Below are 22032 nucleotides of genomic sequence, written 5' to 3'. Positions count from 1 at the left end.
CCACCCCTTCTGAGACCATGGACGGGTGAGAGAGATTCGGCGCGGCACGCTTCAGGAGAAGACCTTCTACGAGCAGGTCGGCGGGGAGGAGACCTTCCGTCGGCTCGTGCACCGTTTCTACGAGGGGGTCGCCGAGGATCCGGCCTTGCGGGCGATGTACCCGGAGGAGGACCTGGGCCCGGCCGAAGAGCGGCTCACCCTGTTCCTGATCCAGTACTGGGGCGGGCCGACGACGTACAGCGACAACCGCGGCCACCCCCGGCTGCGCATGCGGCACGCCCCGTTCACCGTCGACAGAGCCGCGCACGACGCCTGGCTGAGGCACATGCGGGTGGCGGTCGACGAGCTCGGCCTCTCCGAGGAGCACGAGCACACGCTGTGGAACTACCTGACGTACGCGGCCGCGTCGATGGTCAACACCCCCGAGTGACCGGCGTGATCGCCGGCTGAGCCCCGGATTCCGGTCGTACGGCGCCGGAATCCGGTCACGATCCGGTCAAGTCCGGAGTACAAGCGCTTACCGGTGACCGGTCCCTCTGACAGCATCGCCCGGAGGTCTATACAACCCGGGGGACTCCTGGGGTCGGGCTGCAACCGGGGGGCCGGGTGACGGTGTTCGTCGTGCTACGCGCGAAGGCGCACCGTCTGCTGCTCGCCGCCGCGCTGCTCACCGTCCTGCTCACCACAGCGGTGCTGGCGACGCTCACCGCCTACTCCGGCGCGATCGGCGACGCGTCCCTGCGCCACTCCCTCGACGACCCCCGCAACGCCGCCGACACCGCGCTGATCGTCAAGGCCGAGGTGCCCGCGGACAGGCGCACTGCCGCGGACGCCGCCGTACGGCAGGCCGCGCGGCGCACCTTCGACGGGCTGCCGGTGACGGTACGGACCCTGGTGCGGTCCGGCCCGTACGCGCTGCCCCGCTCCCTGCAGTCCCCGGCCGAGCGCTCCGGCGACCCCGACCTCACCTATCTCGCGGCGCTGGACCGCACACAGGTGCGCCTGGTCTCCGGGCGCCTGCCGCGCCCCGGCTCCGGGGACGTCGAGGTGGCGCTGCCCCAGGCCGCCGCCCAGCTCCTCGGGCTGTCGGCGGGCGACCGGCTCACCCTGGCCGACCGGCTGGACGGCCCGCCCGTACGAGTCCGCGTCTCCGGCCTGTACCAGCCCGCCGATGCCACCGCGGCCTACTGGCGGCTGGACGACCTGCTCGGGCGTGGCATCAAGAAGTCCGGCTTCACGACGTACGGTCCGCTGCTCGCCGATCCCTCGGTCCTCACCGGCAAGGCGGTGAGCGCCGGGCCGTCCGCATGGCTGGCGTCGGCCGACTTCGGCAGCATGACGACCGGCCGGATCGGCACGTTGCGCGAGACGGCGCGGGAGGGCGCCGAGGCGCTCAGGAAACCGGGCGCGCTGACCGGTGTGACGCTCTCGGCCACCTCCCTGCCCGACGTCCTGGACCGCGTCGAACGCTCCCTGCTCGTCTCCCGGTCCACACTCCTGATCGTCGCCCTGCAGCTCGTGCTGCTCGCCGGGTACGCCCTGCTGCTGGTGGCCCGGCTGCTGAGCGCCGAACGCGCTGGCGAGAGGCGGCTGTTGCGGGCGCGCGGCGGCTCCCGGGCCCGGATCGCCGGCCTCGCCGCCGGGGAGGCGCTGCTGCTGGCGGTGCCCGCGGCCGTGGGCGCGCCGCTGCTCGCCGGTCCGCTCACCGGTCTGCTGGCCGGGCAGGGCACACTGGCCCGCATCGGCCTGCACCTGGACACACCGGCGGGCGGAGGGGCCGGGGTGTGGCTGGTGGCGGCGGGCGTGGCCCTGGGCTGCGCGCTGGCGGTGACGGCGCCGGCGCTGGCGGACGGCGGCGGAGAGAGCAGGTGCGATCAGAACCGGCGGGCCCTCTGGGCACCTCGGCGGCGCGGCGCGCGCACTCCCGGTTCCGGTGGCCTGCCCGCTCCCGTCCGTGCCGGTGCCGATGTCGGTCTGCTGGTCGTGGCCGGGGTGGCGTACTGGCAGTTGAACCGGCAGACCTCGGGTGCCGTCGGCGCGAACCGGTCGGGGACGCTCGGCATCGACCCGCTGCTGGTCGCGGCGCCCGCGCTGGCGCTGCTCGCCGGGACCGTGCTGACGCTGCGGCTGCTGCCGCCGGTGGCGCGGCTCGCGGAGCGCCGGGCGGTGGCCGGGCGCGGACTGCCGGTGGCGCTGGCCGGCTGGCAGTTCAGCCGCCGTCCGATGCGCGGAGCCGGCCCCGTGCTGCTGCTCGTCCTCGCGGTCGCGCTCGGCATGCTGGCGATCGGACAGGGTGCCTCCTGGCACCGCTCGCAGGACGACCAGGCCGACTTCCGGGCCGGCGTGCCGGTGCGGATCCTGTCCGGCGGTGGCGGTGGACTCGGCCGCACCGACACCTACGCGGCCCTCCCGCACGTCGAGGAGGCCGCCCCCGCCGTGCGCACCACACAGCCCCTGTCCGGCGACCGGACCGCGACCGTGCTGGCCCTGGACACGGCGCACGCGGCGGACGCGATGCTGATGCGGAGCGACCTGGCGTCCGAGCCGGTGCGTCCGCTGCTGGCCGGGCTCGCTCACAAGGGTTCCGCCGCCGGGGCCCAGGTGCCCGCGGGCACCGCGCGGCTCGCGCTGACGGCGACCGTGCGCAGCTCCCCCGGTCCGGGCGCGACGCCCGACGTGACGGCGACCCTGGAGGACGGGTACGGGGTGCCCTACCAGGTGCTGTTCGGGCGGCTGCCCGCCGACGGCCGCCCGCACACCCTCACCGCCGACCTGACCGCCGCCGCCGGCCCGGCCACGCTCACCGGGCTCCGGCTCGACCTGCCCCAGCCCGCCGCGAGGGCCGAGCAGCACCGGTTCTCCGTCTCGGAGTTGACCGCCACCGGCACCGGCGGGACGGTACGAAGTCTGGCCCTGCCCCATACCTGGACGGCGGCGGCCTCCATCAGCAACGACACCGACCTCAGCCCGGCCACCAACCCGACCCGGCCGCGGGTGTCGTCGTCCGGTCCGCTGACCGTCGCGTACGGCACGGGCTACGTCCCGGAGGACGGCTTCTGGCTGGCCCCGGTGCTGACAGTCCAGCTGCGGGTGGCCCAGCCCGCGGCGCCCGAGGTCACGGCCGTGGCGACCGACCGCTTCCTGGACTCGGCCGGCGCCCGCCCCGGGCAGCGTGTCCAGGTCACGTTCGGCGGCCGGAGCCTGTCGGCACGGATCGTCCGGTCCGTACACGCCCTGCCCACCACCGCCGACCCGACGGCCTCCGGCGAGAAGGACGGCGGGGCCGTGCTGCTCGACCTCCGCGCAGTGAACCGGGCGCTGGAGCAAGAGGACGGAGAAGGCGTCACGCCCACCGAGTGGTGGCTGCGGGCCGCGCCGGGCGACGCGGCGGCGGTGGCCGCGGCGGCCCGGGCCCTGCCGGACATCGATCCGGGGGACGTCGTGGTGCGGGACGAGATCGCGGCCGAGCTGCGCGACGACCCGTTCGGCGCGGGCCCGGAGGCGGCGTTCGCGGCAGCGGCCGTGGTGGCGGCGGCGCTCGCCGCGGTCGGCTTCGCGGTGAGCGCGGCCGGGTCGCTGCGGGAGCGCGGCGCCGAGTTCGCGGTGCTGCGCGCCCTGGGCGCCCCGCGCCGCCAGCTGGCCCGGACGATCGCCGCCGAGCAGGGCGTCCTGGTGGGTCTGGCCCTGGTGGTGGGTGTCGCCCTGGGCACCGTGTTGACCCGGGCCGTGCTCCCGCTGATCGTCCTGACCGCGGACGCCACCAGACCCGTACCGGATCTGCTCGTCGAACTCCCGCCCGGACAGGTCGCGTTGCTGCTCACGGCCGTGGCAGCGGCGCCGCTGGCCGTCACGGCGGCGCTGGCGCTGCGCCGGGCGGATCCGGCGAGCGCGCTGCGGGACCAGGGAGGTGAGTGACATGAACCCCGTCGTCGCCCCATGGGGGCCCACGTCGCCCCTGGCCGCCGCGGCACTCGCCCTCCCAATGACGCCGACCACCTGCCCGACCGCCACGACGGTCCTGGCGCTCCGCCGGCCGGATCCGACGAACGCACTGCGCGACCAAGGAGGTGAGTGACATGAACCCCGTCGTCGCCCCGTGGGTGCGCACCCGGCTGCGGACCGCGCCCCTGACCGCCGGCGCGCTCGCGCTCCTGGTGGCGCTGACCGCCTGTCTGGCCGCCGCGTTCCCGCGCGCGGTCGACCGGTACGAGGACGCCGGACTGCTGCGCGCGCTCCGCGAGGCCCGCCCCGACCACTTCACCGTGCAGGTCACCGCCCCGCAGCCCGATGTCATGCTGCCCCCGGCCGAGCAGGCGGCGGCCGTGCGCCCCGACACCCTGAGGGACCAGTTCGAGAAGGTCCTCACCACCGTCAGGGCACCGCTGGCGATCGACCGCGCCCAGTCGTCGTACGGCGTCGGCACCGCGAAGAGCACCCCGGTGCCGGACCGTTGGATACCGCGCCCGTCCGGCCTGCCCGCGCACGTGTCCCTGTTTGCGCACAACGGCCTGGCCGAGCACGCGCGGGTGCGCGAGGGACGGCTGCCTCGGGCCACGGGCGCGGTCGACGCGACGGCCACCGAGGCGGAGGCCGCCGTCACCGCGGCCACGGCCAGGAGCCTGCACATCAAGGTGGGTTCGGTCGTCCACGTGCCCGGTGTGGCCCGCGCCCCGCTCGCCGTCCGTGTCACGGCCATCCTCACCCCACGCGACCCCGCCGGCGCCTACTGGTCGACGCTCCCTCTGCTGCGCACACCGACCCTGGTGAGCCTGCCTTCGCTGGGCTCGGACCCCGCCACGTACTGGCTAGGCGCCCTGCTGCTGGCCCCGGACGCCGCCCCGGCGATCCTGGGCACCGGCGGCAGCCATCTGCGCTACTGGCTCCTGGCCCCTGACAACGGCGCCCTGCACGCCCACGACACCGGACGCCTCGAGTCCGTCGTCGCCGCCCTGGAATCCGGTCCCGGGCTGCAACGGACCCGGGACCTCACCGACCCTGACGCAGAGGTGAACACCGGCCTCGACGACGTCCTGACCTCCTACTCCCGGCTGCGCTCGAGCATCGCCCCGCTGGTCTCCGTGGCCGCCTCCGGCACCGGTACGGTCGCCGGCGTCGTCCTCCTGATGACGGGCGGCCTCGCCGCCGACCGTCGCCGCACCGAACTCGCCCTGCTGCGCGCCCGCGGCGCCTCCCTGCGCGGCCTCACGGCCCGGCTGTTCGCCGAGACGGCTGTGGTCGTCGTACCGGCGGGCGCTCTCGGCCTGCTGGCCGCGCTCCTCGCCGTCCCTGAGGGCCGCGCCGCATACGCCTGCGCCGCCGCCCTCGCGGTCACGGCCGCCGCCTGCGCCGCGCTCCCGCTACGCGCCGCGCTCGCCCACCGGTCCGTACGGGTCGCCGCCGCACGCGAGGACGTGGCGAGCGTACGTCCGTCCCGGCGCCGTACGGTCGCGGAGCTGACCCTGCTCGTGCTGGCCGCGGCGGCGGTGGAGGCGCTGCGGCGACGCGGCACGTCCGGGGGCCAACTGGTGTCCGTCGCCCCGGTGTTGGTGGGCGTGATCGCCGCGCTGCTCCTGGTCCGCATCTACCCGTTCCTGCTGCGTCGGCTGGCCCGTCCCGCCGGCCGGCTGCGGGGCGCCGTGGGCCCGCTGTCCCTGGCCCGCGCGGGCCGTACCCAGGTCTCCGCCGTGCTGCCCCTGCTCGCCCTGCTGACCGCGCTGACCACCGCCGCGTTCGGCGGTTCGGTCCTCGCCGGTGTGGACGAGGCCCGCGACCGGGCGTCCCTGCTGACCGTCGGTGCCGACGCCCGCGTCGACGCCGACGGCCCGCTCCCGTCCGGCCTCGCCGAGCGGGTCCGGAGCGCGTCCGGGGTGCGTGCAGTCGCCGCGGTGAGCATCGCGTACCAGGCGAAACCGGAGGACGACCAGGACTCGGTGCCGCTGGTGGGCGTGGCGCCGGACTCCTACGGGGCGCTGGCGGCACGGATGGGCCTCGGCCCCTTCGGGGAGGGGCAGTTGAAGCGGCCCGCGTCCGGCGGCCCGCTGCCCGCGCTGGCCTCGCCGTCCGTGGCCCGGCAGTACGGCACCCGGCGGCCCTTCCTGGTCCGGCTGGAGGACGGCACGTCGGTCACGGTCCGGATCACCGTCGTACGGTCCCTGACCCCGGCCGTGACCAGTGCCGACTTCCTCGTCGTGGACCGCGCCGGGCTCAGCGCCACGGCCGCCCGGCCCACCGCGCTGCTCGTGACGGGCGACCAGGTGGACGGGCGGGCGCTGCGCCGGGCGGTGGGCGGCGCGGGCGCCGTGGACCTGCGGGCGGAGGAGCGGGCACGGTACGCCGACTCGCCGCTCCAGTCGGGTGCCGAGCGCGTGTACGCGGCGGCGGTGGCGGCGGGCGCCGGGTACGCCGTCGTGGCGCTGCTCCTCGCCCTGCTGCGCGCCGGCCCCGAACGCGCCGCGCTCCTCGCCCGGCTGCGCACCATGGGCCTCACCCGCTCCCAGGGCCGCGGCCTCCTCGTCCTGGAGTCCCTCCCACAGGCCCTGCTCGCCGCTGCCGGGGGCGCGCTCACCGGCTCGGCCGCCATCCGGCTCCTGTCCCCCGGCGTCGATCTGACGGCCATCGCGCTGGCCTCGGCCCAAACCCAGGTCGACGAAGCCGAGTTGCACACGGACGTGCTGTCCCTGACCGTTCCGGCGATCGCCGTCGTAGTGGTGGCGGTGGGGGTCGCGGGGGTGCAGGCGTGGTGGACGGGGAGACGGAGTTCGGTGGGCGAGCTGAGGGCGGGGGACACGCGATGAACCAGCAACCGCTCGACCGCAGTTCAGGGCAACGCAGGGCAACCGTCCAGGAGACCCGATGACGACGAACCCCACCCTCACCGACCTCGCCGACCGGGTCACCGAGGCCCGCAACCGCCCCGCCTACGGGCACGACGCCCTGATCACCTGCGACCGTCTGGTCCGGATCTTCTCCACCGACGGGGTGGAGGTGCAGGCGCTCCAGGGGCTCGATCTCCTGGTCCGCGAGGGGGAGTTGATGGCCCTGGTGGGCGCCTCGGGCAGCGGCAAGTCCACGCTCATGAACATCCTCGCCGGGCTTGACACTCCGACCGCGGGGGCCGCCCGCGTCGCGGGCCGGGATCTGCTCACCATGACGGCCGGGGACCGCCTCGCCTACCGCCGCGAGGTCGTCGGCTTCGTCTGGCAGCAGACCTCCCGCAACCTCCTGCCGTATCTGACCGCGGCCCAGAACGTCGCCCTCCCGATGCAGCTGTCCGGCACCCGCGTGCGCCGCCGCGCCCGTGCCGAACGCGCCCTGGAACTCCTGGAGTTGCTGGACGCGGCCGACTTCCGCGACCGCCGCCCGAACGAACTGTCCGGCGGCCAGCAGCAGCGCGTGGCCGTCGCGGTGGCCCTGGCCAACTCCCCCTCGGTGCTGCTCGCCGACGAACCCACCGGCGAACTCGACTCCCACACCGCCGCGCAGGTCTTCGACGCCTTCCGCACCGCGAACGAGCGGCTGGGCACCACCATCGTGATCGTCACCCACGACCAGGCGGTGGCCGACGAGGTCCGTCGCACGGTCGCCATCCGGGACGGCCGCACCTCCACCGAGGTGCTGCGCCGCAGCGAGGTCGACGCAACGACCGGCCACGAGACGGTGGTGGCCCGCGAGTACGCCATGCTCGACCGCGCCGGCCGCCTACAGCTCCCCGCCGAGTACACCGCCACCCTGGGGATGCGCGACCGGGTCGCCCTGGAACTGGAACAGGACCACATCGGCGTGTGGCCCGACGACAGCCAGGAGCGGGAGTAGGTCAGCGCACGCTGACGCCCAGCGAGCCGAGTCCCGCGTGCCGGACGGCGATCGAGCCGTACGGTGTGCGCAGCCGCAGCCACGCGCCCGACGAGAACAGGGTGAGACTCGCGTGGCTTACGGCATTTCCGGCGCTTGCGGCGCTTTCGGGCCTGAGGAAGCCCAGGGACTGGGCCGCGTGCACGGCCCGTACGGGCAGCCGGGTCTCGCCGACCGTCCGCGACCAGATGTCCCGCCCGATGTCGTCGAGTTCCGCGCGCGTGCGCCGTTCCTCGGGCAACTCCCGGGTACGGGACCGGAATTCGGCGACGGCCGCACCGACCAGCGCGCGCAGGGCGTCCGGTGCGGGCAGGCCGGGCTCTTGGCGCCAGCCCCCGCGCGGCGGCAGGAGGCCCGCCCACGGCGGCCCGGTCACCGGCGCCGGGACGGCCGCCGTGGCCGCCTCCTCGTCCACGGACTCCAGCAGCTCACCGGCGGACACGGTCACGTCGAGGGTGACGTCCAGCCCGTTCTCGTACGGCTTCGCGAGCCGCACCGCGCGGACCGCCAGCACCTCGAAGGACGGCGGCCGCCCGAACACGGCGAGCGCGGTCCCCGCCGCCTGGAGGCGCACCGCGGCGGAACGGTCGTAGTGCAGCAGCCGGGACAGGAAGGCGGCGAGATCCGCCGCCTCCCCCTCGTCAGCCAGATGGAGCACCGTCATGCGGCGACGGCCTCCTCCTCGTCCCTGTACTCCGCGAGGAACTCACGTTCCTCCGCGGTGATCCGGCGCGGCCGCTGTGCCTCGAAGTCGAACGGCACGATCACCGTCGAGGCCCGTACATAGATCTGGTCGCCGTCCTTGACCTCGTAGGCGAGGGTGAAGGACGCCGCCCTGATCTCCGTGACCCACAGCTCGATGTCCACGGGCGCGTGCCGGTGGACGAGCTGCCGCTTGTAGTCGATCTCATGGCGCGCCACCACGGACCCCTGCTGGAAATCCTTGTCCGGGCGGAACAGGAAGTCGATACGGGCTTCCTCCAGATAGCGGAGGAAGACCACGTTGTTTACGTGGCCGTACGCGTCCATGTCCGCCCAGCGCAGCGGGCAGCGGTAGATGTGCCGCAAGATCGATCAGCCCCGGGTCAGCTTCTTGTAGGTGGCGCGGTGCGGACGCGCGGCGTCCGGCCCGAGCCGCTCGATCTTGTTCTTCTCGTACGACTCGAAGTTGCCCTCGAACCAGAACCACTTGGACTCGCCCTCGTAGGCGAGGATGTGCGTGGCGACGCGGTCCAGGAACCACCGGTCGTGGGAGACGACCACGGCGCAGCCGGGGAACTCGAGCAGAGCGTTCTCGAGGCTGCCGAGGGTCTCCACGTCGAGGTCGTTGGTGGGCTCGTCGAGGAGCAGCAGGTTGCCGCCCTGCTTCAGGGTGAGCGCGAGGTTGAGCCGGTTGCGCTCACCGCCGGACAGGATACCGGCGGGCTTCTGCTGGTCCGGCCCCTTGAACCCGAAGGCGGAGACATACGCCCGGGACGGCATCTCGACCTGGCCGACGTTGATGTAGTCGAGCCCGTCGGACACGACCTCCCACAGCGTCTTCTTCGGGTCGATGTTCTCGCGGCTCTGGTCGACGTACGAGATCTTGACGGTCTCGCCGACCTTGATGTCGCCGGAGTCCGGGGTCTCGAGACCCTGGATCATCTTGAACAGGGTGGTCTTGCCGGCGCCGTTCGGACCGATGACACCGACGATGCCGTTGCGCGGCAGCGTGAACGAGAGTCCGTCCACGAGGATCTTCTCTCCGAAGCCCTTCTGAAGGTCGTTCACCTCGACCACGATGCTGCCGAGCCGCGGGCCCGGCGGGATCTGGATCTCCTCGAAGTCCAGCTTCCGCATCTTGTCGGCCTCGGCGGCCATCTCCTCGTACCGCGCGAGACGGGCCTTGGACTTGGCCTGCCGTCCCTTGGCGTTGGAGCGGACCCACTCGAGCTCATCCTTGAGCCGCTTCTGCCGCTTGGCGTCCTTCTGGCCCTCGACCTTGAGACGGGTCGCCTTGGTCTCGAGGTACTTGGAATAGTTGCCCTCGTAGCCGTGGAGGCGGCCGCGGTCGACCTCGCAGATCCACCCGGCGACGTTGTCCAGGAAGTACCGGTCGTGGGTGACGGCCACGACGGTGCCGTCGTACTTGGCCAGGTGCTGCTCCAGCCAGTTCACCGACTCGGCGTCGAGGTGGTTGGTGGGCTCGTCGAGGAGCAGCAGGTCGGGCTGCTCGAGGAGCAGCTTGCAGAGGGCGACGCGGCGGCGCTCACCACCGGAGAGGGTGGTGACGGGCCAGTCGCCGGGCGGGCAGCCGAGGGCGTCCATGGCCTGCTCGAGCTGAGCGTCGAGATCCCACGCGTTGGCGTGGTCGAGTTCCTCCTGCAGCTTGCCCATCTCATCGAGCAAGGCGTCGGAGTAATCAGTGGCCATCAGCTCGGCGATCTCGTTGAACCGATCGAGCTTGCCCTTGATCTCGGCGACACCCTCCTGGACGTTCTCCAGGACGGTCTTCGCCTCGTTCAGCGGGGGCTCCTGGAGCAGGATGCCGACGCTGTAACCGGGCGACAGGAACGCGTCACCGTTGGAGGGCTGCTCCAGCCCCGCCATGATCTTCAGCACGGTCGACTTACCGGCACCGTTCGGGCCGACGACACCGATCTTCGCACCCGGGAGGAAGCTCAGGGTGACGTCGTCGAGAATCACCTTGTCGCCGTGCGCCTTGCGCGCCTTGCGCATGGTGTAAATGAACTCAGCCAAGAGAAACCGTCCGGCAGCTTGAAATCTGGCAGTGGGCAGATACACCCCATCTTGCCTGACGTCTAGCCGTGGGTGGTAACCCGTATGATCGGGCCGCTCTGACCTGCGGCTTCACTACTGACCGCTGTAGCTCGGCTGTCACTGTCGGTCGCCGTTGGTCGGCCTCGGGGAACCTCGGACGGCCCAGAGACGGCCCAGCCGGTGTGCGAACTGAGCCCGTGGCGATGTCAGTGTCGGCGGATATATTGCGTCCGCGATCGAGCGCGACCTTCGGGGGAGGGGCTGTGGGGGCCAAGACGGGACTACTCGTATATGCCGACGGCGACGTGCCGGGCCTGCTACGAGAGGTGGGGGCGGCAGACCTGGCGCGGACGTCCGACATGATGCGGGGTCTCTATCCGGGCTGGCTTGTGGAGCAGAGTTCCGGCTCCAATCTCTGGGACGGCGTGTATCCCGCGAACGGCACGGCCTACGCTGCGAGCTGGCCGAACGTGGAGATCGTCTGTGACCGGCGGGTGATGATCGACTTCCCGTCTCAGCCTCCCGAGCACCTCGTCGCGGCAAGCGTCGGCCGACGGCTCGTCCTGCACGCCATGCACAGCGTTGTCGACTGGCTCGCATTCGCCGTGTGGACGGCCGCTTGGTCCGCTCCCTGAGCCTGTCACCGGACAGCGGCATCATCTAGAACATCGGTGATCCGCTCCCCTTCGAGCTGCCCTACTGGGCCGGAGACCACCCAGCCGACGTCATCCCTTGGCCCGGCGAGGAGGAAGAGCCGTACGCGCTGCCCTTTCACCCATTGGCCCTGGGCGAAGACGCGCTGCGTGCGCTCTGCGGCTTCATCCAGGAGGGCCGGCCGGAGCCCGATGACGTCGACGCCGACAACATCGAACTCCACGGATTCCACGTGGGGGACCCACACGGGCCTGATCCTGCAGAGCAGGAAGCGAAACTGCGAAGGGCTGTCGAAGCCATGGGGCCGCCGCGTTTTTACTCGCTGGGACCTGACGGCTCCCTGGTCGAGCGCGACGGCCATTGGCTCACGACCTCTTCGTCCCGAAGGAACTGGCGCGGACATTGGACCTGGGGCTGCTGTTCCACTGACCCGCTGCGATGGTCCGCAGACGTGCGCGGTTGTCCGCCCCTGTGCGTGGGCGTTGACACGCAGTCAGACACTCACCGGCTGCGGCTGTGTGCCTTCCACCCATCTCGGGTCGCTAGCGTGCCCTGGTGTCTGCATTCATACAGCAACTCCCCACTCTGGTAGGGGTAGTCATCGGCTCCCTGGGGTCCTACCTGGCTGTCATGTTCGGTGATCGCACACGGTTCCGCCGTGAGCAGGCTGTTCGACGGGAAGACCGGCGCCTGACTGCCTACTCGGAATATGCACGGTCGCAGAAGGCGATCGTCAGCCTGCTGTTCAGGATCTCGGCTCACCTGGGCAACGACCCTCACCCGTACCCGCTGGCGCCAGAGGAAGCGGCTACACAGCTGGGCGGCGCTTCTGAAACCCGAGACCAGGCTTGGGAAGCCGTGCTGCTGTTCGGCGATGCTGCTGTCGCTGACGCAGCTCATGAGTGGGCCAGAGTCGTTGCCGATATGGAACGTTTCGTCCGAGACCAGGTTGGTGACCCGGACAGTTGGTCGGCCTTGCTCGAAAATCAGCGCGTCGCTCGCGAGAAGTACTACGCGGCAGCCAGGCGAGACGCCGCGTTGCCGCCCGGCCATTCAGGACGCTTCCTGTTCAGCCACAACTGATCACGCGCCGCTGTTACCTTGCGGCTGCCTAGTCGATCAACGCTCTGACCAGCCGCCAGCCTCCGCCGCGCGGCGGAACAACTCCCGAGCCTCGCCATCTTCACCACGTCGGCTAAGCCGGTGCGCCAGACTCACCATGGCTGGCGGAAAGCCGCAGTCCGCCGCGCGCCGGTAGACGGCTTCGGCGCCGTCCTGGTCACCCTCGCCTTCGAGGGCGAGGGCGAGGTTGAACAGCTGAAGGCCGGCCCGGTAAGGCGCCAACCGGGAGAGGTACTGCTGCTCGGCAACTTCCAAACCCTGGCGGCGATAGGCCCTGAGCAGGATGTTCGTTGCGTTTCTGGTACCCAGCGGGGTGGAGAACCAGGCGAGTGGCAAACCGATGAGGATCGCTAGAGCCGCGATCGTCCACGACGCCCACGTCGGCATGCCCATCGCCGAATGGCTCCACCCCGTGATGGCTCCAACGACGATCACCACCGGCACTCCGGTTGCGACCGCGAAGAGGGCCACGAGCGCGCGTCTGCTCCATCCATAAGACACTGCATAAGTTGAGCAGGCTTACATGTCCGCATCAAGCTTCGCGCGCGTTCTCTCGGCGTGCCGAGCGTCGCAACGGGGCTAACATTGCCTGTTTTCGGAACCCTGTACGGACAGGCCAGGGGGATTGCTGCTGACCGCCAAGCTGCGGCCTTCGTAGGCAGCATCTGTTGGATGCGCTCTCCGCGAACATCGTGGGCTCTGTGACGGCCGCTGGAATCCTGGCGATAGCGACCTACGGAGGATCAACATGATCGTGGAATACATCCGCTACCGCATCGCCGAATCCGAACGTCGAGTCGACTTCGAGAAGGCCTACGCGGCTGCGGCCGAGCGGCTGGACCTCGCCCCCCAGTGCCTCGGATACGAGCTCTCCCACGGCATCGAGGAACCCGACCGCTACATCCTGCGGATCGAGTGGACCTCCGTCGAGGACCACGAGCAGGGCTTCCGCGGCGGCCCGTACTTCCCCTCGTTCCTCGCCGCGATCCGCCCCTACATCGGTGACATCGAGGAGATGAAGCACTACACGAGGACGTCCGTGGTATCCACCGCCGGAGGGGCAGCATGACCGAGCGTGCCGAGAGCCTGTACGACGCCATAGGCGGCATCGACGCACTCCGCCGACTGGGCGGCACCTTCTACGACGGCGTCCTGGCGGACCCGCTACTCTCCCCGGTCTTCGCGAACTTCACCCGGACGCACATCGAGCATGTCGCAGTCTGGCTCGCCGAGGTCTTCGGCGGTCCCGCGCGCTTCACCGTCGAACTCGGCGGTCACCAAGCCCTGCTGCGCGCCCACCTCGGCCTGTCGATCACCGAGGAACAGCGAACCCGCTGGATGGAGCTCATGGCCGCCGCTGTCGACAAGGAGCTCCCGGAGGACGAGCGGCTACGCCGCCAAGTTCTGGAGTACTTCGACTGGGGAACCCGGATCGCCCGCGACGTCTCGGCCGGGCCGGTTGGCGAGGACCTCGGCGACCCAGGGCCGACGCCGCGCTGGGGTTGGGACGGGCTGATGTGAGCAACGCCGGGCATTGGAGCGCCCTACCCTTCCGATGCTGACAGGCAAGCGAGGTCGGTGGAGTTTCAATGACCCAGTCAAGCGCCGCCGCGCTCGGATCCTGGAGCGCCAGTTCGGAAGACGCCGTATGCGGATCGCGGCTGACCTGCCAAGTCTCTGACCTGGCCTTGAGCGCGACTATCGCCGCTGTTCCCCGTGAATCCCCGGGAGATCCCGCCGCATTGGGCACGCTGCGGGCACGAGCCTCCGCTTTTCAGGCGAGTTGATGGCTCGGGACAGACCGTGATCCGACCCGATAACGACCCAGATCGACAGCCGCTGACGTCCGGCTGCGTACGGTGGCGTCCGTTGTCGTTGCCGTCAGACTGCCGTCACCAGGACTGCGCTGACCTCCTGGTCCGTAGCTCTATGTGGATCGGTCAACGGCGGCCATAGCGGTCGCGTCGAAGTCTCCAAGGCGTTCCCTGCCGTCGTCACTCAACGCAGGCGGTCAAACACACCCTTCGCCAAGACATCGCGGCAAAATGCGCAAAAATGACTGAAGAGGCTGTTTTGGTATTCGCCAGGGAGCCACAGATGGACGCCTCGGCCGAACTCCTCCGAAGGGCTGACCCGGCGGCTCTGCTGACGCTGGACGGTGTCATCAGCGGTCTCAACGCTGCGATGGCCACGGCGCTGGGCAGGCCGGCGGAGCAGTGCCTGGAACGTGACTTCAGTGATCTGTGTCCCGCAAGCCAGCGGATTTCGGCCGAGAGTCTCGTGGCCCACGCCGCCAGGACGAAGTCGGTCGCGATGCGGGTGCTGGAGTTCCTTGGGCGAGGCGGAGCACCCGTTGCCTGCTTGATCGAGGCGCGGCCGGTCAAGGATCCCGCCGGTGACGGGCAGTTGGTCTGGGTGCACGCACTGGATGCGCGAAACGACCTGGCGAGCCTGCTGATCCCGTTCCGGATGGCCACCGAGGCCGCCGACATCGGCCTGTGGATGTATTCACCCCATGAGCACCGGCTGGAGTGGCTCGGTGGCCTACCCGCCCTAGTCGCGCTCTTCCCGGATCCCACTATTTCGCTTTCCGCAGTGATGTCGGCAGTGCACCCTGACGACCGGGAAGCCTTGCGGCAGCTCCTGCGCCCGCCCCCCGCCCAGTCCTCCTGGGTGGGGTTGCGGTACCTCACCCCGCACGACGGTTGGCACCGACTGGCCGTTCAGACCCGTCGGATCCAGTTGGGGTATGGCGGTCCCGAGCGGATCTTCGGGGTGGTCCGCGACGACACCAAGCGAGTGAAGCACAGGGAGAAAGTGCAGGCCGCGCTGGCTGCCGAGCGACGGCGCGCCAAGGAGATCGCCGAGTTCTCCTCCGCCTTGATCACTGCAGCCACGGAGCAGGAGCTGCAGCAGGTCGTCCTGACTCGGCTCGCCGCGACCTTCGGCGCCACTGGCGTCCTGTTCGCACTCGTCGACGATGGCCGCCTGCGCGTCTCCACCGATGCCGGGATAACCATGTGGGAGGCCGAGGCCCTGCACGGCATCTCGCTGGACCATCCCAGCCCGCTGCCCGAAGCGATCCGCACCGGCCGGCCGCAGTTCATCCCCGACCGGGAGGATTACATCCGCCGCTGGCCGCATGGGGCCATTTTGCCGTGGCTCGCACGGCTCGGCTCCGACTACACCGTCTCCATCACCCCCCTCAGCGAGACCGGCAATCAGCCCCTCGGAGCGTGGGAGATGACCTACGGCAGCGGACATCGGCCGTCCTTGGACGAGATGACCCTCATGGGGACTCTGGCCGACCTGGCAGGCCAGGCACTGAGGCGCATCAGGTTGCAGCAGGCACGAGTCGAGCTGGCCACGGCGCTGCAACAGACCATGCTCCCCACGCTGCCCGAGCACCTCCCGGGCCTGGAGGTCGCCGCCCGCTACCGACCGAGCCGCGACGGGCTGGATATCGGCGGAGACTGGTACGACGCCTTCGTGATGCCCGACGGCGCGGTCGCCCTGGAGATCGGCGACGCCCAAGGGCACGACGTGGACGCCGCCGCAGCCATGGGACAGGTGCGCGCCTCCATGCGCGCGATCGCCGCCCACGAACCGGATCCCGCAACCGTGCTGACGCGCACCAACGAGCTGCTCGTCACGATGGGCGCGGCACGATTCGCCAGCTGCACCATGCTGCATGTCGACCCGAGCGACGGACGGGTCACGGGCGCCAGCGCCGGCCATGTACCGGTGCTGTGCGCACACAGGGACGGCAGCCACGATGTCCGTGAGCTGCCGGGCGGGCCGGTCCTGGGAGTCGTGCCCGACACCGAGTACCGCGAGGAGACCTTCACCCTGGACAAGAACAGTGCGCTGGTCCTGGTCACCGACGGCGTGGTCGAAGGACCGGGCCTGACGTTGGACGCCGGACTGGAGCGAGCAGGAACACTGGCCGCCCAAGCCCTCCACGACGGACTGAACGCCGAGGCGACCGCCGACCGCATCCTCGACGCCACGGTCGCGGTGGACCACCTCGACGACGTGGCCGTGCTGGTCATCCGACGCACATGACGGCGCCCGCGTCCTCACAACCCTCTATACGGACACCCCCAAGCCAGCCGCGGAAGGACCCTCCGGCCCCAGTCACCCAGAGCCCCAGTTTGGAAGATCGCGTACGCGGACGCGGGCTGAACTGGTAAGACGCTGACCTGCGGTTTCTCGTGGCAGCCTCCGTCATTCCCCGCTGTTCCCCGCCACCTCCCGTTCGATTGGGCACACGAGGGGCATGCGTTCCTCTATCCGTCCAGCCTCGCCCAGAAGCGCCGCTGTGCGGGCCAGATCAAGGCGGTGACGATCACACCTGCGGAAAGTCCGAGCGCCCAACACCACCACACCGAGAGCACAGTGCCCAACAACAGGGTGGGGAGCGCGAAGAACAAGGTCGCAAACAGGAACACGGAGAGGGCGAAAGCGGTGATCAGGTGGCGCCTCAGCCACGACACCGCCCCTGCACGCCCGAAGATCATCGTCAGCCACCAACTGTAGACCGCGATTCCTTCGAGCAGCCCCCACGTGGTACCGAACCGCACCCAGGCTATGGCGCCGGGAAGCAACGGCCAGGCCCATAGGAAGACCTGCTTAGGAACGCTCATCGGCTTGCCAGCCGGATCCTTGAAGACGAGCACCACTGCCCCTCCCACCATGACTCGGTCATGAGCGGGACCATCTCACAGCCCGCACCGCCACTCTCCCCAGCTCCCATCCCGTACACCGTCGACCCACACACCGTGGAGCGGGCGTGGTTCATGGCGCCCAGGTGGAGCGCGCCACTGTACGAACGACTGTGAGGATTGATCACGGCACTGCTCGGCTCTGCCAAGGGCGACGGTGTACGGGATGGGAGCACCCCGCGCACGCCACGACGGACCCGCGGGCGGGAACGGCGCCCCCTCCATCCCGGTGCCGGCCGATCCCCGCCGGAGGCATTGTCTTGACCGTGGGTCGATCTATGCGGTGATCGACTCATAGCCTATGGCCCTATCCACGCGTGGGCGCGCGTCGGCGCAGCGCGGGCGGAGCGGGCCGAAGGCAGGAGCGGCGCCCGCAGCGGAGCCGGGAGCGCGCCCGGCGGAGCGGAGCGCAGCCGGGGCTTGATGAAGTAGGGAAAGTCTTACCGCGCCTGTGATCGTCCGGCCTGTCTAGTCTTCTGGCTCGGTGTGGCTTGCCACATCTGCACCGGCGACCAGAAAAGCCCTTACCGATATCCGGGGGCGCCATCCCCTGTATGGCGCCCCCGGCCGGTTGGCGCTACGGCAGCTGCTTCTCGTAGTACTTGTCCTCGTCGGAGTCGTAGACCAGCTTGCCGTCGGCACCGTACCCCTTGATGTGGGGGGCCACGGTGACCTGCTGGTTCAGGATGCCGGAGGCTACGAACCAGCCGTGGTCCAGGGCGGCCTGGCTGGTGGCGCCGCCGTAGGAGACGGTCACTCGGGCCACCTGCGGCTTGACCGTGCCGATGACACTCCATCGGAACGGGAGTTTCCAGTTGCCGCGGTCGAGGAGCGACTGGTGGTAGAGCTTGCCGCCGTTGCTGTCGGCCATCACGGGGCCGGCGCCCGGCAGATCGTCGGAGCCTGCGCTGGTGTTGAGGCCGCTGGCCTCGCCGTCCTTGACGTTGCAGATCAGCCGGGTCTGCTTCGGCTGCTCCTTCACCGCGACGACGTACACGCCATCGCCGGGCGCGTTGGAGTCGCCGGTGCTGTTCATCGCCAGGATGATCCGGTAGTCCCCTGCCGCGCCCAGGTCCGTGTGGAACTTGGCGGCCAGGCCGCGTTTGTGCGACCGGTCAAAGGCGAGGCACTTCTCCAGCCCATCGGCGGCCTGCCCGAAGGTGATCCCGTCGAGGAGCTGGCCGTCCGTGGCCGGCCGCGCGGGCCCCGACGGCGACGCGGACGGCGTGGTCGCTGACGTCCGCTGCGTGGCGCTGACCGACGGTGTCGACGCCGTCGTGTCCCCGCCTGCATCCCCGTCGGCCAGCGCGTACGCCCCCACGGGCATCGCCGCCAGCGTCACCAGGGCCGCCCCGGCCGCTGCCACCCGGCGCCGCCGCTCGATCGTGCCCCGGCGGCGGATCGCCGGATACGGCACCGGCGCGGGCCGGATTGTGTTTGCGTCCTCGGCGAGCAGCTCGCGCAGCTGCTCCTCGAAGTTCCCGCTGGTTCCCGTCCCCTGCTGCTTCTGCTCCTCGTTCACTTGCTGCCTCCCTGTCCGGACGACACTCGGCTGCGGACAGGTTCGTCCACGATCTGCCCGAGCCCCGGATGCGTACGCAACTTCGCCAGCGCCTTGGACGCCTGGCTCTTGACCGTGCCGGGCGAGCAGCCGAGCACCTCGGCGACCTCGGCCTCGGACAGGTCCTCCCAATAACGCATGACGATCACCGCCCGCTGCCTTTGCGGCAGTCCGGCTAGCGCCGCGAGCAGGGCGCTGCGCTCGTCGGCCCACGAGACGGCCTCGTCGCGCCCGGCCACCTCCGGCGGCGCCGCGGTCAGAGCCTCCGCCACCCGCCGCTTGCGGAACCGGTCGCTGTTGCAGTTGACCAGCATCCGCCGGACGTACGCCTCCGGACTGTCGCTGCGCGAGACGCGCCGCCATGAGCGGTACGCCTTGGCCAGCGCCGTCTGAGTCAGGTCCTCGGCGTGGTGCACGTCGCCCGTGAGCAGATACGCGGTCCGTACGAGATAGGACCACCGCGCTCTGACGAATTCTTGGAACTCGGCCTCTTGTTTGGCCTGCATCAAGTACCCTCCCTCGCCCTCCAGACCACAGATTCGGCGGATTCGGTTGCCCGGGATCCGGTACCTCGTCAGTCAGGCGAGCGGGGCCACTGACAACCATCAGCTGGGACCGAAGTGTCAAGCGTCTACCGGGACCGGACACGTGATCGTCCGGCCGGACGAACCTACTCACGTGAGTAGGCACGCGGCTACGCCGGAGTCGACCAGCACCGCCCAGATCGTGCGCTCCGCGACGAAGGGCGTCGCCGCCGCCGTACTGCTGCTCCTCCACCAGCGCAGGGGGCTGACGCTCATGACGGCCCAAAGACCCACGACGGCCCAGAGACGGCCCAAGCCGCCTGACACGGCCCCTCATCGGCAGGAAAACTGCTGGTGAGGGGCCTTTTCGTGCCCTCTCGCGGTAAGTAACACCCCATCTTGCCTGGCGGCCCCCCTGGACGGAAACCAGTCTCGTCGGGGCCGGCGCGAGCCGTGCCCGACGGCAGCCGCCTGCCGTGGTCGAGCGGTCACCGGCTGTCGCCGCTGCGGCGTGTGGGTGCGGTGGGGCAGTCAGTCGGTCGTCGGGGTTTCCTTCTTGCGGAGCAGGACCAGGGCCGCGCCGCCGATCACCACGAAGCCGATGGCCACGCCCGTGATCACCGGGGTGGCGTCGGTGCCGCCCGTGGCGGCGAGGTTCGTGCCGCCGGACGTGCCGCCCACCGTGGCCGGGCTGGGCTCGCTGAGTGTCTGGGTCGACACTCCGCCCTCGTCGCTCTGGGTCTTGCAGTCGAGGACGCCGGTGAAGCGCTGCGCGAAACCGCTCGGCCCGGTGATCGTGAAGTCGTAGGCCTGGTCCTCCTGCAACGGGATCGTCACCGTGCGCGAGGTGGCCGCCGGGATGGTGCGCTCGCCGCCCATCAGCTCGAAGGTGAACGGTCTGTCGCCCGAGTTGGCGACGGTGATGTCCAGCCCGCCCTCGGCGCAGTTCTTGTGCGCCGACAGCGCCGGTATCGCGCCCTTCGCCGCCCAGGTGGCCTGCGCGGCGGCGGAGACCGTGGACTCGCTGGAGCCGGCCAGGATCTGGGTCTGGCTGCGGCTGTCGGAGGCGAAGGCCCGGCCGACCGGCACGGTGGTCGACGCCTGCACGGTCAGCTCCGCCGAACCCTCCGTGGCGTCCTCGGGGACCTTGAAGTACAGCCGGGTGCCGTCCTTCGCCGAGGTGACGGTCTTGCCCGTCTTGTCGGTGATCCGCACGCCGCTGATGGCCGCGTCGGCCGGCGGCGTCACCATGACCGCGCCCGCGTTGGTGTGCACGGTCACCGGTCCGAGCAGCTCACCGGGATGGCCGGAGACCGCGGGCGGGTCCAGGGTCAGCGAGGCCCTGGGCTCCGTCAGGTCGCGGGCGCTCTTCTGCAGATAGTCGGCGAGCTTCTCGGCCTGCGGGTCGGCGGCGTCGACGTCGGCGCCGTCCGAGTAGCGCCAGATGGCTACCTGGGTGCCGGCCGCGGCGTCCTGCTCGGTGAGCCCGGCGACGCCCGCCCGCTGGGCGAGGGCCGCGAGGTCGTTGACCTGCGGGTAGGAGTTCTGCAGGATCCAGCGGATCTTGCCGGCGTCCTTGTTGGCGCCCAGCGAGGTGCCACTCCAGGGCGTCTCCTGGTACCGGGCGTCCTTCTGCGTGGGGTTGTGTATGTCGATGCAGTACGTCTGCAGGGTGCCGCCGCCGTCGACGGACATCTCGAACAGGCCCGCGGCCACCCGCTGTTCGCCGGTGTCCCCGTGCACGACGGCCTCGCCGTACGTCTTGAGACCCCCGATGGTCGCCGTCGCCCCGCCCAGGCCCTGCGGGGCGGTGTCGGCGACGGCCGCCCCGGCCCCGGCCAGCACACCGGCGGCCACGAGTCCGGACACGAGCGTCGCGGCCGCAAGGCGGGCCGCGCCCCGCCCGCGGGTGAGCCGCCCGGACGTCGCCGAGAACCCAGAGAACGCAGCAAGCACAGAATTCCCCTTCGAGCAGGGCCCGTTGACGTGGGGGTGTGAGGTCCCACCAGCAGAATCAGCGGCCCCGAGAGCTACGTTCGGCATCCTAAGGATCAGCCGCACCGCGCTTTCCCGGTCCTGTGGTCGGATGACCGATCCGACTCGGAATCGTTATCGCCGAGACCGGCGATGAGCAGGGCTTATCGACAAATCCACCGGGTCGTTCGGAGCGCATTCGTCGATAAGCCGCAGTTCGGTCAACTACGGTCCGCCAGGGCGGCTGACGTCACGTCACCACCGCTGGCTCCGGCGGCTGTTGGGCCGGAACCTCGCCGGGTTCGCCCGCCGACGTCTCCCAACTGGGCTCCGGGCGCCGCGGCACGTCCGCCGTCTCCGGTTTGGCAGCCCGGCGGAACGCCGACGTTCCTCGCGCGAGGTCGTGGCCGATCGCCACCGCGTCGATGTCCGCCGAGGCCCACTGCTGCTGGCCCTCGCGCACCTCCGAGCGCACCTTCAGCCGGCCCTGCACGACGACCGGATCGCCCACGTTCAGCGAGGCCGCCGTGTTGGTGGCGAGCTGCCGGTTGGCCCACACCGTGAAGAAGTTGGTGTGCCCGTCCGTCCAGGTGTTCTTCTCGCGGTCCCAGTAGCGCGAGGTGACCGCCAGCCGGAACCGGGCCGACGGGCCCGCCGCCAGCTCCCGGTACACCGGCTGCGTCGCCACGTTGCCCACCGCGCAGATCGTCATCTCGTTCATCACGAATCCCTCCCTCGCCCGGGCACCGGCCAGGTCACCGGTCCACGGGCTGATACGCGTACGGGCCCGTCCCGTACGGCTGCGTCCGCTGCGGCAACCGCGTTCGTCGCGATCGCCGCGAAGCCAGACTGCCTCCGCCGG

The 22032-nt window shown here is 70.8% G+C and carries 21 protein-coding genes; 11 read left to right on the top strand and 10 right to left on the bottom strand.

Features of this window, described 5'->3' with window-relative positions; all coding sequences use genetic code 11:
• Positions 1-25 precede the first annotated feature (25 nt).
• The 5 genes from ACFYXB_RS18975 (at position 26) to ACFYXB_RS18955 (ending at position 7812) form a co-directional block, all read left to right on the top strand.
• Positions 26-430 carry a globin gene (locus tag ACFYXB_RS18975; RefSeq protein WP_389583570.1) on the top strand — a complete coding sequence of 135 codons (405 nt, stop codon included), beginning with the start codon at positions 26-28 and terminating at the stop codon, positions 428-430.
• 176 nt (positions 431-606) lie between these two features.
• Positions 607-3915 (top strand): FtsX-like permease family protein, encoded by a 3309-nt coding sequence (locus ACFYXB_RS18970; RefSeq protein WP_389583567.1) that lies wholly within the window; start codon positions 607-609, stop codon positions 3913-3915.
• A 1-nt stretch (position 3916) separates the two neighbouring features.
• Positions 3917-4075 (top strand): hypothetical protein, encoded by a 159-nt coding sequence (locus ACFYXB_RS18965; RefSeq protein WP_389583563.1) that lies wholly within the window; start codon positions 3917-3919, stop codon positions 4073-4075.
• 1 nt (position 4076) lies between these two features.
• Positions 4077-6794 carry an FtsX-like permease family protein gene (locus tag ACFYXB_RS18960; protein WP_389583560.1) on the top strand — a complete coding sequence of 906 codons (2718 nt, stop codon included), beginning with the start codon at positions 4077-4079 and terminating at the stop codon, positions 6792-6794.
• 58 nt (positions 6795-6852) lie between these two features.
• On the top strand, positions 6853-7812 hold the full coding sequence (locus tag ACFYXB_RS18955; protein ID WP_389583558.1) for an ABC transporter ATP-binding protein: 960 nt from the start codon (positions 6853-6855) through the stop codon (positions 7810-7812).
• Between the two features lies 1 nt (position 7813).
• On the opposite strand, the gene ACFYXB_RS18950 is transcribed toward ACFYXB_RS18955, so the two are convergent.
• Genes ACFYXB_RS18950 through ettA form a run of 3 tightly spaced genes read right to left on the bottom strand, consistent with a single transcriptional unit; the run spans position 7814 to position 10590 of the window.
• Positions 7814-8515, bottom strand: coding sequence for a hypothetical protein (locus tag ACFYXB_RS18950; protein WP_389583555.1), 702 nt, complete (start codon positions 8513-8515; stop codon positions 7814-7816).
• Positions 8512-8919: an acyl-CoA thioesterase gene (locus tag ACFYXB_RS18945; RefSeq protein WP_388501161.1), complete on the bottom strand. Its 408-nt coding sequence runs from the start codon at positions 8917-8919 to the stop codon at positions 8512-8514. The genes ACFYXB_RS18950 and ACFYXB_RS18945 overlap by 4 nt, the downstream gene beginning before the upstream one ends.
• A 6-nt stretch (positions 8920-8925) precedes the next feature.
• Positions 8926-10590, bottom strand: coding sequence for an energy-dependent translational throttle protein EttA (gene ettA / locus ACFYXB_RS18940; protein ID WP_389583552.1), 1665 nt, complete (start codon positions 10588-10590; stop codon positions 8926-8928).
• 284 nt (positions 10591-10874) lie between these two features.
• Here ettA and ACFYXB_RS18935 point away from each other — a divergent pair, with 284 nt between their 5' ends.
• From ACFYXB_RS18935 to ACFYXB_RS18925, 3 genes are read left to right on the top strand one after another with little or no spacing between them, the layout of a single operon-like run.
• On the top strand, positions 10875-11246 hold the full coding sequence (locus ACFYXB_RS18935) for a DUF6928 family protein (protein WP_389583549.1): 372 nt from the start codon (positions 10875-10877) through the stop codon (positions 11244-11246).
• Between the two features lie 32 nt (positions 11247-11278).
• Complete coding sequence (locus tag ACFYXB_RS18930; RefSeq protein ID WP_389583681.1) at positions 11279-11857, top strand: DUF6928 family protein; 579 nt, start codon at positions 11279-11281, stop codon at positions 11855-11857.
• On the top strand, positions 11821-12348 hold the full coding sequence (locus ACFYXB_RS18925) for a hypothetical protein (protein ID WP_389583546.1): 528 nt from the start codon (positions 11821-11823) through the stop codon (positions 12346-12348). Before ACFYXB_RS18930 ends, ACFYXB_RS18925 begins: the two co-directional genes overlap by 37 nt.
• Before the next feature lie 36 nt (positions 12349-12384).
• On the opposite strand, the gene ACFYXB_RS18920 is transcribed toward ACFYXB_RS18925, so the two are convergent.
• The gene (locus tag ACFYXB_RS18920) at positions 12385-12858 is read right to left on the bottom strand and encodes a hypothetical protein (protein ID WP_389583543.1); all 474 of its coding nucleotides are present in this window, start codon (positions 12856-12858) and stop codon (positions 12385-12387) included.
• Between the two features lie 277 nt (positions 12859-13135).
• On the opposite strand from ACFYXB_RS18920, the gene ACFYXB_RS18915 reads away from it, so the two are divergent.
• From ACFYXB_RS18915 to ACFYXB_RS18905, 3 genes are all read left to right on the top strand, one after another.
• Positions 13136-13456, top strand: a complete 321-nt coding sequence (locus ACFYXB_RS18915; RefSeq protein ID WP_389583540.1) for an antibiotic biosynthesis monooxygenase family protein — start codon at positions 13136-13138, stop codon at positions 13454-13456.
• Positions 13453-13908: a group II truncated hemoglobin gene (locus ACFYXB_RS18910; protein ID WP_389583537.1), complete on the top strand. Its 456-nt coding sequence runs from the start codon at positions 13453-13455 to the stop codon at positions 13906-13908. Before ACFYXB_RS18915 ends, ACFYXB_RS18910 begins: the two co-directional genes overlap by 4 nt.
• Positions 13909-14484: 576 nt before the next feature.
• On the top strand, positions 14485-16452 hold the full coding sequence (locus tag ACFYXB_RS18905) for a SpoIIE family protein phosphatase (protein WP_389583535.1): 1968 nt from the start codon (positions 14485-14487) through the stop codon (positions 16450-16452).
• Positions 16453-16676: 224 nt separating this feature from the next.
• Here the strand turns inward: ACFYXB_RS18905 and ACFYXB_RS18900 are convergent, their stop codons facing one another.
• The 6 genes from ACFYXB_RS18900 to ACFYXB_RS18875 all read right to left on the bottom strand — a co-directional run bounded on the left by ACFYXB_RS18900 (position 16677) and on the right by ACFYXB_RS18875 (position 21891).
• A complete protein-coding gene (locus ACFYXB_RS18900) occupies positions 16677-17069 on the bottom strand; it encodes a hypothetical protein (protein WP_389583532.1) in 393 nt (130 codons plus the stop codon).
• Positions 17070-17688: 619 nt separating this feature from the next.
• Positions 17689-18633 carry a hypothetical protein gene (locus ACFYXB_RS18895; RefSeq protein ID WP_389583529.1) on the bottom strand — a complete coding sequence of 315 codons (945 nt, stop codon included), beginning with the start codon at positions 18631-18633 and terminating at the stop codon, positions 17689-17691.
• Positions 18630-19178 carry a SigE family RNA polymerase sigma factor gene (locus tag ACFYXB_RS18890; RefSeq protein WP_389583527.1) on the bottom strand — a complete coding sequence of 183 codons (549 nt, stop codon included), beginning with the start codon at positions 19176-19178 and terminating at the stop codon, positions 18630-18632. Before ACFYXB_RS18890 ends, ACFYXB_RS18895 begins: the two co-directional genes overlap by 4 nt.
• A gap of 168 nt (positions 19179-19346) precedes the next feature.
• Entirely contained in the window at positions 19347-19472 is a 126-nt protein-coding gene (locus tag ACFYXB_RS18885) for a hypothetical protein (RefSeq protein ID WP_389583692.1), read from the bottom strand.
• A 255-nt stretch (positions 19473-19727) separates the two neighbouring features.
• Positions 19728-21152, bottom strand: coding sequence for a Cys-Gln thioester bond-forming surface protein (locus tag ACFYXB_RS18880; protein WP_389583524.1), 1425 nt, complete (start codon positions 21150-21152; stop codon positions 19728-19730).
• A gap of 268 nt (positions 21153-21420) precedes the next feature.
• Complete coding sequence (locus ACFYXB_RS18875; RefSeq protein WP_389583521.1) at positions 21421-21891, bottom strand: single-stranded DNA-binding protein; 471 nt, start codon at positions 21889-21891, stop codon at positions 21421-21423.
• Positions 21892-22032: the final 141 nt, after the last annotated feature.

The sequence above is a fragment of the Streptomyces sp. NPDC002619 genome (genome assembly GCF_042889305.1).
Taxonomy (GTDB): domain Bacteria; phylum Actinomycetota; class Actinomycetes; order Streptomycetales; family Streptomycetaceae; genus Streptomyces.
This window is presented reverse-complemented; position numbering and strand designations above follow the sequence as displayed.

Bases quoted from the DNA above. Each gene is read 5' to 3' on its own strand.
- ACFYXB_RS18910 (WP_389583537.1), top strand. From the start codon at position 13,453: ATGACCGAGCGTGCCGAGAGCCTGTACGACGCCATAGGCGGCATCGAC.
- ACFYXB_RS18950 (WP_389583555.1), bottom strand. From the start codon at position 8,515: ATGACGGTGCTCCATCTGGCTGACGAGGGGGAGGCGGCGGATCTCGCC.
- ACFYXB_RS18885 (WP_389583692.1), bottom strand. From the start codon at position 19,472: ATGAGCGTCAGCCCCCTGCGCTGGTGGAGGAGCAGCAGTACGGCGGCG.
- ACFYXB_RS18965 (WP_389583563.1), top strand. From the start codon at position 3,917: ATGAACCCCGTCGTCGCCCCATGGGGGCCCACGTCGCCCCTGGCCGCC.
- ACFYXB_RS18875 (WP_389583521.1), bottom strand. From the start codon at position 21,891: ATGAACGAGATGACGATCTGCGCGGTGGGCAACGTGGCGACGCAGCCG.
- ACFYXB_RS18905 (WP_389583535.1), top strand. From the start codon at position 14,485: ATGGACGCCTCGGCCGAACTCCTCCGAAGGGCTGACCCGGCGGCTCTG.
- ACFYXB_RS18960 (WP_389583560.1), top strand. From the start codon at position 4,077: ATGAACCCCGTCGTCGCCCCGTGGGTGCGCACCCGGCTGCGGACCGCG.
- ACFYXB_RS18890 (WP_389583527.1), bottom strand. From the start codon at position 19,178: ATGCAGGCCAAACAAGAGGCCGAGTTCCAAGAATTCGTCAGAGCGCGG.
- ACFYXB_RS18955 (WP_389583558.1), top strand. From the start codon at position 6,853: ATGACGACGAACCCCACCCTCACCGACCTCGCCGACCGGGTCACCGAG.
- ACFYXB_RS18915 (WP_389583540.1), top strand. From the start codon at position 13,136: ATGATCGTGGAATACATCCGCTACCGCATCGCCGAATCCGAACGTCGA.